This is a genomic window from Bacillota bacterium (assembly GCA_024655925.1).
In the GTDB taxonomy this organism is placed as follows: Bacteria; Bacillota; DTU025; order DTU025; family JANLFS01; genus JANLFS01.
The window spans coordinates 2,408-8,091 of record JANLFS010000121.1 but is presented as its reverse complement, the minus strand read 5'-3'; the positions used below and the strand labels follow the sequence as shown (position 1 = coordinate 8,091).

6 protein-coding genes are annotated in these 5,684 nt (G+C 58.6%); 3 read left to right on the top strand and 3 right to left on the bottom strand.

The window, feature by feature from the left end:
* Nucleotides 1-367 precede the first annotated feature (367 nt).
* The 3 genes from NUW23_14090 to NUW23_14080 all read left to right on the top strand — a co-directional run bounded on the left by NUW23_14090 (nucleotide 368) and on the right by NUW23_14080 (nucleotide 2,228).
* A complete protein-coding gene (locus NUW23_14090; GenBank protein ID MCR4427292.1) occupies nucleotides 368-676 on the top strand; it encodes a hypothetical protein in 309 nt (102 codons plus the stop codon).
* An 11-nt stretch (nucleotides 677-687) separates the two neighbouring features.
* Nucleotides 688-873 carry a hypothetical protein gene (locus tag NUW23_14085; protein ID MCR4427291.1) on the top strand — a complete coding sequence of 62 codons (186 nt, stop codon included), beginning with the start codon at nucleotides 688-690 and terminating at the stop codon, nucleotides 871-873.
* Nucleotides 874-1,670: 797 nt separating this feature from the next.
* Nucleotides 1,671-2,228 carry a transposase family protein gene (locus tag NUW23_14080; GenBank protein ID MCR4427290.1) on the top strand — a complete coding sequence of 186 codons (558 nt, stop codon included), beginning with the start codon at nucleotides 1,671-1,673 and terminating at the stop codon, nucleotides 2,226-2,228.
* 1,382 nt (nucleotides 2,229-3,610) lie between these two features.
* Here NUW23_14080 and NUW23_14075 read toward each other — a convergent pair.
* The 3 genes from NUW23_14075 to NUW23_14065 all read right to left on the bottom strand — a co-directional run.
* Nucleotides 3,611-3,928 (bottom strand): type II toxin-antitoxin system RelE/ParE family toxin, encoded by a 318-nt coding sequence (locus tag NUW23_14075; GenBank protein ID MCR4427289.1) that lies wholly within the window; start codon nucleotides 3,926-3,928, stop codon nucleotides 3,611-3,613.
* Complete coding sequence (locus NUW23_14070) at nucleotides 3,915-4,199, bottom strand: type II toxin-antitoxin system Phd/YefM family antitoxin (protein ID MCR4427288.1); 285 nt, start codon at nucleotides 4,197-4,199, stop codon at nucleotides 3,915-3,917. Before NUW23_14070 ends, NUW23_14075 begins: the two co-directional genes overlap by 14 nt.
* A gap of 797 nt (nucleotides 4,200-4,996) precedes the next feature.
* A partial coding sequence (locus tag NUW23_14065) for a hypothetical protein (protein ID MCR4427287.1) occupies nucleotides 4,997-5,684 on the bottom strand: 688 nt, incomplete at its 5' end.

Below are 5,684 nucleotides of genomic sequence, written 5' to 3'. Positions count from 1 at the left end.
GCGCTACGGAAAGGCTCTTCAGCTCTTCTTCCCTACTGTGGATTGACGCGGTCCGTAGCGCCGATGACGTTGACGCCCTTGTGGTCTCCTTGATAAGATAATGCAAGTTGGTGCAAGATAGAATTACTTAGTAAGCCCACACACTTGCCGATTGCTTCTCGATGAACCGATGGAGAAACCAGAAACTAGTGCCGGTATTCTTTAGTCCTGGCATATTCCCCTTCCGACATGGCATTGCTAGGCCACAGTGCCACACCACATGCAACCACCTGACACAAAGCGCGATTGCTGTCAATCGCGGAGCTTGGCACTCGGCGCCTGTACTCTTAGCGTGATTGTTGTATGGTCAACTTGGGAGGCGAGGACGTTGTCGCCGAGGGCGTTTTCAGCTGGGGCAGGGGCCATGAGCGGTGCGGAAGGCATGCCCCTCGTCGGCGAAGCTATGGACGGCAATGAGTCAGACAAGGCGTGGAACAGGCGAGTGATTGAGGAACTGGTCGAGCAGTTCACAGACAGCCTCACTGAGCTCGTGTATGTGGCCGGTGCAGCCGTGGTGACGAAGGATAACTTCTACTACCGTGATATGATGCTAAAGAAGCCATGTTTCTTCGGGCGACTTGGACGAGAGATATTGGTTACTTGCAGATCGTCGAGAGTTACAGGAAGGAAGGGGTAAGCAGGCATCGGGTGCTTCTCGGTTTGAGGCGGTGTGAGGATCGGGCAACAGTGGAGGCGGTGCGCGAACTGGTCAGGGAGTACCGTCCATTGGAGAGAGCTCCGGTGGTGATCGCGGAGGTTGAGGAAGCATCAGGGCGCGTGCAGGGGAAGGGGTATTCCGGAAGCTACGCGGGTGGAGGTAGGGGTGTCCTTTAGCCCCTGCTAAAGAGATGTATCGCGATGAGGCAGGCGTGCCGTAATGAAGGCGACTCGCACGAAGGAGGAGTCACCGGGTCAGCATTGGGACTGTCTTTGAGGTGGCACGCAACGACCGCTGCGGCGAGGCCGGAGGCGGGCCGCTCGTAAAGCCCGCCCGGCCTGGCCGCCCTGCAAGAAAAGCCTCGTGCCGCCAGCCCGGCGGCTCAGGAACCACGAAGGGGCTTTGGCAAGATGCGCATACATCGGCTGAGAGTGGTGAAGAACACCAGGGCTTGCCCGCCGCCCTTGACTGGCACCCTGCCAGGCTAGATGTTGGTAAAGAGGGAGAGAGAGCAGGACGGCGGAGGAGTGGACTCGCCATCTGCCTAGGAATGGTGGCCTGGCAGGAACCCGCTCAGTCAAGGGTAGTACAAGCGGCGGGCACCCTGGCTACCGAGGGCTCAAGTTGCAGCCGGCGGAGGAGGTGCGGAGAAGGCAAGGTGACTCTGGAAGCGCTCCGCGTTTCCGGGGGCTATACCGGAGGTAGTTGACCACCAGATCTGGGAACCCGCTAACATCGCCACAGCATCGAGATTTTGCTTAAGGAGACCGTCTGCGGTGTCTTGACAATGGGGTCCACCTCACTACATTCCCGCGTTCTCCTCCTCGCCGTCGGTAAAGATTCTTTGATTGTGAATAGTGACTTGAGAATTCCCAGCTCTGACCGCGAAACTCCACCATGTCGAGGGAGGCGAGGAACTCCACGCAGCGGACCTGTGACTAGGATAACGTAAGCACAAAACATACGGTGGGAGTTGCACAAACTCACCAAGGTCACGGGCGTAGAGCACGTCGACGCTTGCGTTGAGATAACTGGCGTTCCGACCGCCGACATAGCCGCGTGTCGCAATTGCGGCAATACCAGCGCGGCGGTGCGCAGTTCCTACGTTCGCCGACTGCGTGATCTCCCGGTCTTGGCCGAGCTACCCGGGGTCCACGCAGTTGTACGCCGGTTCCGTTGCCGGGCTCGAGACTGCTTGCGTGTGATCTTCAGCAAACCTCTCAACTGGCTCGCGAAGCGGTACGCCCAGCGCACGAACAGAGTCACGCAGGTTCTCAAGTCGGTTGTCATGGCCATGACCAGCGCTTTGGGCACCGAACCCGCCCTGAAGCTCGGCATGCGCGCCAGTTCGAGCACACTTCTTAGAACCATTAGCCGCTCCCGTCCCGAGGTTCCAGCGCTGCGAGTCCTGGGTATATACGACTTCGCCATGCGGCACGGCAGGACTTACGGAACTCTCCTATGCGACCTCGAGAGCGGAAAGCCAGTAGACGTACTCTTGGATCGCGCGGCAGAACTGGTCGCCAAATAGCCGAGGCTGCATCCGGGCGTTGAGGGCAATGCCCGGGACCGTGCCGCGGCGTATGCACAAGCGGCATCGCAAGCCGCCCCCGACGCGGTGCAGGCGGCAGCCGGTCCCACCTGGTCCGTAACGTCAATGACGCTCTGCGGGAGGCTTTCGATCGAAAGACGTGGAGACTTCCTGAGACTGCCGTTCTCCCTGTGACTGAGTCGAAGACAGAGAGCCGCGAAACCAGGAGGCTCACAAAGCGTGACATTGATCGCTTGGCTGCGGTTGAACGACTCTAGATCCGGTACGAAGAAGTTCAGCGTCGGTTCCGCGACGGCGAGCCGCTCCGAGCCATAAGCAGGGCCACAGGCCTTAACCGCAACACAGTACGCAAGTATGCCCGGTCTACGGAGGTCCCCAAGCGAGCCCCACGCCCTCCAAGGCCAAGCAAGCTCGCGCCGTTCGCAGACTGCCTGTGGGAGAGGCGGAAGGCAGGCTGCCGTAATGCGGCCAAGCTCTTCAAAGAGATCAGGGCTTTTGGGCATGACGGAGCGCAGTCGTATCTAAGAGCGTTTGTGCAGCCCTGGAGAGCGGAAGGTCCCTCTCGCGTTGCAAGGTCCGTCGCCCTGCCTGGAAGGACGTCCGATGGGCGATGCTATATGCTATGCCCGATAGAGCGTCTTAACCGCAACCAGCAGGAACTGGCCCAGCAGTTCCTCGCCATGAACCCTGAGTTGGCGCGCGCCTACGGCCTGGTCCAAGGGTTCCGTCGGATCCTGCGCGGCCGCAAAGCCGAGGACATTGATCGGTGGATAGTGCAAGCCGGAAGCAGTGAGTTCCCTTCCTTCAGGCGGCTCGCCAGGACCTTAACGGCCGACCTCCCGGCAGTCCGGGTAGGCGGTAGAGCTGGTATGGAGCACTGGCAGAGTCGAAGGCCACATAACCCGAGTTAAGCGCATCAAACCAATTGGGTATGGGCGGGCAGGGCTCGATCTCCTTCACGCCCGCATTTTCGCGACGCCGTCCAATGACGGCAACAGCTGAACGCCGAACCGGAGAGGTGGTTCATGCGGCCATGCCGAAAGCGGTGAGCCGGCGTGCTGAGGCACTCATGTGCAGTTTCCGCCCTATGCGGCTTCTCGACGACATCTGGGCCGGCTATCACCTCCAATTTCACGCCAGGGCGAACTCGATAACGCTCTTCAAATTATATGCCGCTCAAGACCGCACCCTTAGAGAGTGGACCCGCATCCCTCTAGCGCAGTTTCGATACGACTCGCTGCAGAAGCTGTGGACCTTGCACTATGCCGATGGTAGCTGTGGTTGGCATTCCTATTCATCTGCCCTTCGACTTTCAGATTAGCGTACACAAACGCCTACGGCACTACATGGTCTCCGGGGGATTACAGCAACCAACGGTAGTCCTGTCTGCAATCCACGACCGCATCCACGTACACGGTGCTGCCTTTCACCTGATAAACCAGCAGATATCGACTGGCCATCAGCAGCTTGCGGTATTTCCCTTCAGGCAGTAGCGGATCCAACAGCCATGGATTGCGCTCCGCAAATGCCTCGAGCGACTTTGCCTTCTCTTCGAACTCAGCTATGAGCTGAAGCGCCGCTGACTCACTCACCTGCGCCAGGAATCTGGAGTGAGACACCAGCATCTGCGCCGCTTCATCGGAGATGACTACTACGTAGTGCTTTTCATCGCTTTCCATCCAGTACCTCCCTGACAGCGGTCTTCATCATGGAGGACACCTGGTCAATCGAATAGCCGGTCTTGCCAATCAACCGATCTTCCTCAGCAGAAATCAGGCTTTCCCGGAGGCGCAGCATGCTCTCACGCCTCGCAAACGCTTCGATGTCCATCACTACCAGGTCGCCTTGGCCGTTCTTGGTGAGGTACACCGGCTCTCCCGACCGCTTGCACAGCTCAGCGATCTCGTTGTAGTTCTTGCGGATCGCCGCAGACGGTTTGATATTGATCACATGGATCGCCTCGTCTCGTAGTATTTTCGTGTCCTTATTATATACCTATTATGCTACCCCGGGAACTCCTCAGAGACTCCATGCCCGGGGGGTCATTTCTACGTCATACCCGATTGGGATTGCTCTATGTGCATCGAAAGACCATGTCCAAAAGACCATGTCCAAGTGAACCGAATCCACACTAGCGTCACTCGCCTTGAGCGCGGAAGAGCTCGCCCGTTCGACAACCCTGTCCCCACCGACAGTGAACCGCCTGTCCACGCCTGTTTCCGGGGCGTCGTCGCGAATGTGGGCGCGAGCCATTGCACGCTGCGGCGCCCACCAAGTCGCAAGCATGGCAACAAGGTTGCGCTAACACACTTTCTGCATGTAGATGCTGCTGGCTCGGAGTTTGCTGAGAAGCTTCTTAATGAGGTTGGCGAACGATCGCCTGCGTCTTGCCCTCGTCCCCGGATTTGTGGGCTACGCGCGAATTAGCGCCCATATTCGGCCGCTGTTTTTCGCATAGCGGTCATAATTGAAGCCTCCGGAAATCCGCCGATGGTGGGCACGCCTGTGTCACAAGGCCTGACCATATATGTCCAGCTACACGCATTTCGCCTATTGGCTGGTGACGCCTCTCTGACACCCACTCGGGGGCGCAAACTTGCGCAAGCACATAGTCCCCATTTCTGACCGATTCTCCGGATTCAGCCCACACATTCCTCGGATACTCCGGGAATAGCCCCCGAATCTGTTGACTCAACCCAGGAGGCATAGCAGACGCCACGCGGGAATGCCATCATAGTGGGTCCACGTCAGGTTAACGACAGCGCCGAGCTCTTGCCGCCAGCCTTGTCTTTGACCAACCCCCTGTAATCGGCGCTGATGTCCTCGATCGCGTCCAGCAGCCTGGAGTCGGGCATACGCGCATAGACCGTCAGGGGCAGCCGACCGTCTGCTTTCGCCAACATCTCGTCACGGGTCAGGTGGTTGGCGGTGATCTCGATGAGCGTCACCCCGCGCAAGCTGCATTGCCGGTACTTGAGAGCGTCTCGGATTCTCTGTTCGTTGAGCTCGGCATCATCCTGTTCGTCAGGGCTGGTCTTGTAGTGCTGCGGCCCTTGGAACTCAAAGCCCACGTGGTGGCCGAGGTACTCCCGATCGATCTCCAGGCGTGCCTTGGTCTTGAGGTTCCTCAGCCACGGGGGGCGCGACAAGTCAATGTAATCGTCCGTCGCAAACAGCACATCGCAGAAGGCCCGCATTAACCACTCACCGTAGTTCACGGCTCTATCCTTATCATACTTGAGACCGTTGATAATGACGGTCTCAACACGCTTTGGAAAAGCAGGATAGACCACCAGGGCGCGCCTCCCCGGCTGCCGCCCGTCGATAGCCCAGCCCGCTGCAGTGAGCTCCTTCACAGCTCTGCGCACGGTTTCTTTCGGCATCGCCATCGATAACGAAATGCTCTCGACTGACTCCGCCTTCATGTCGATCATG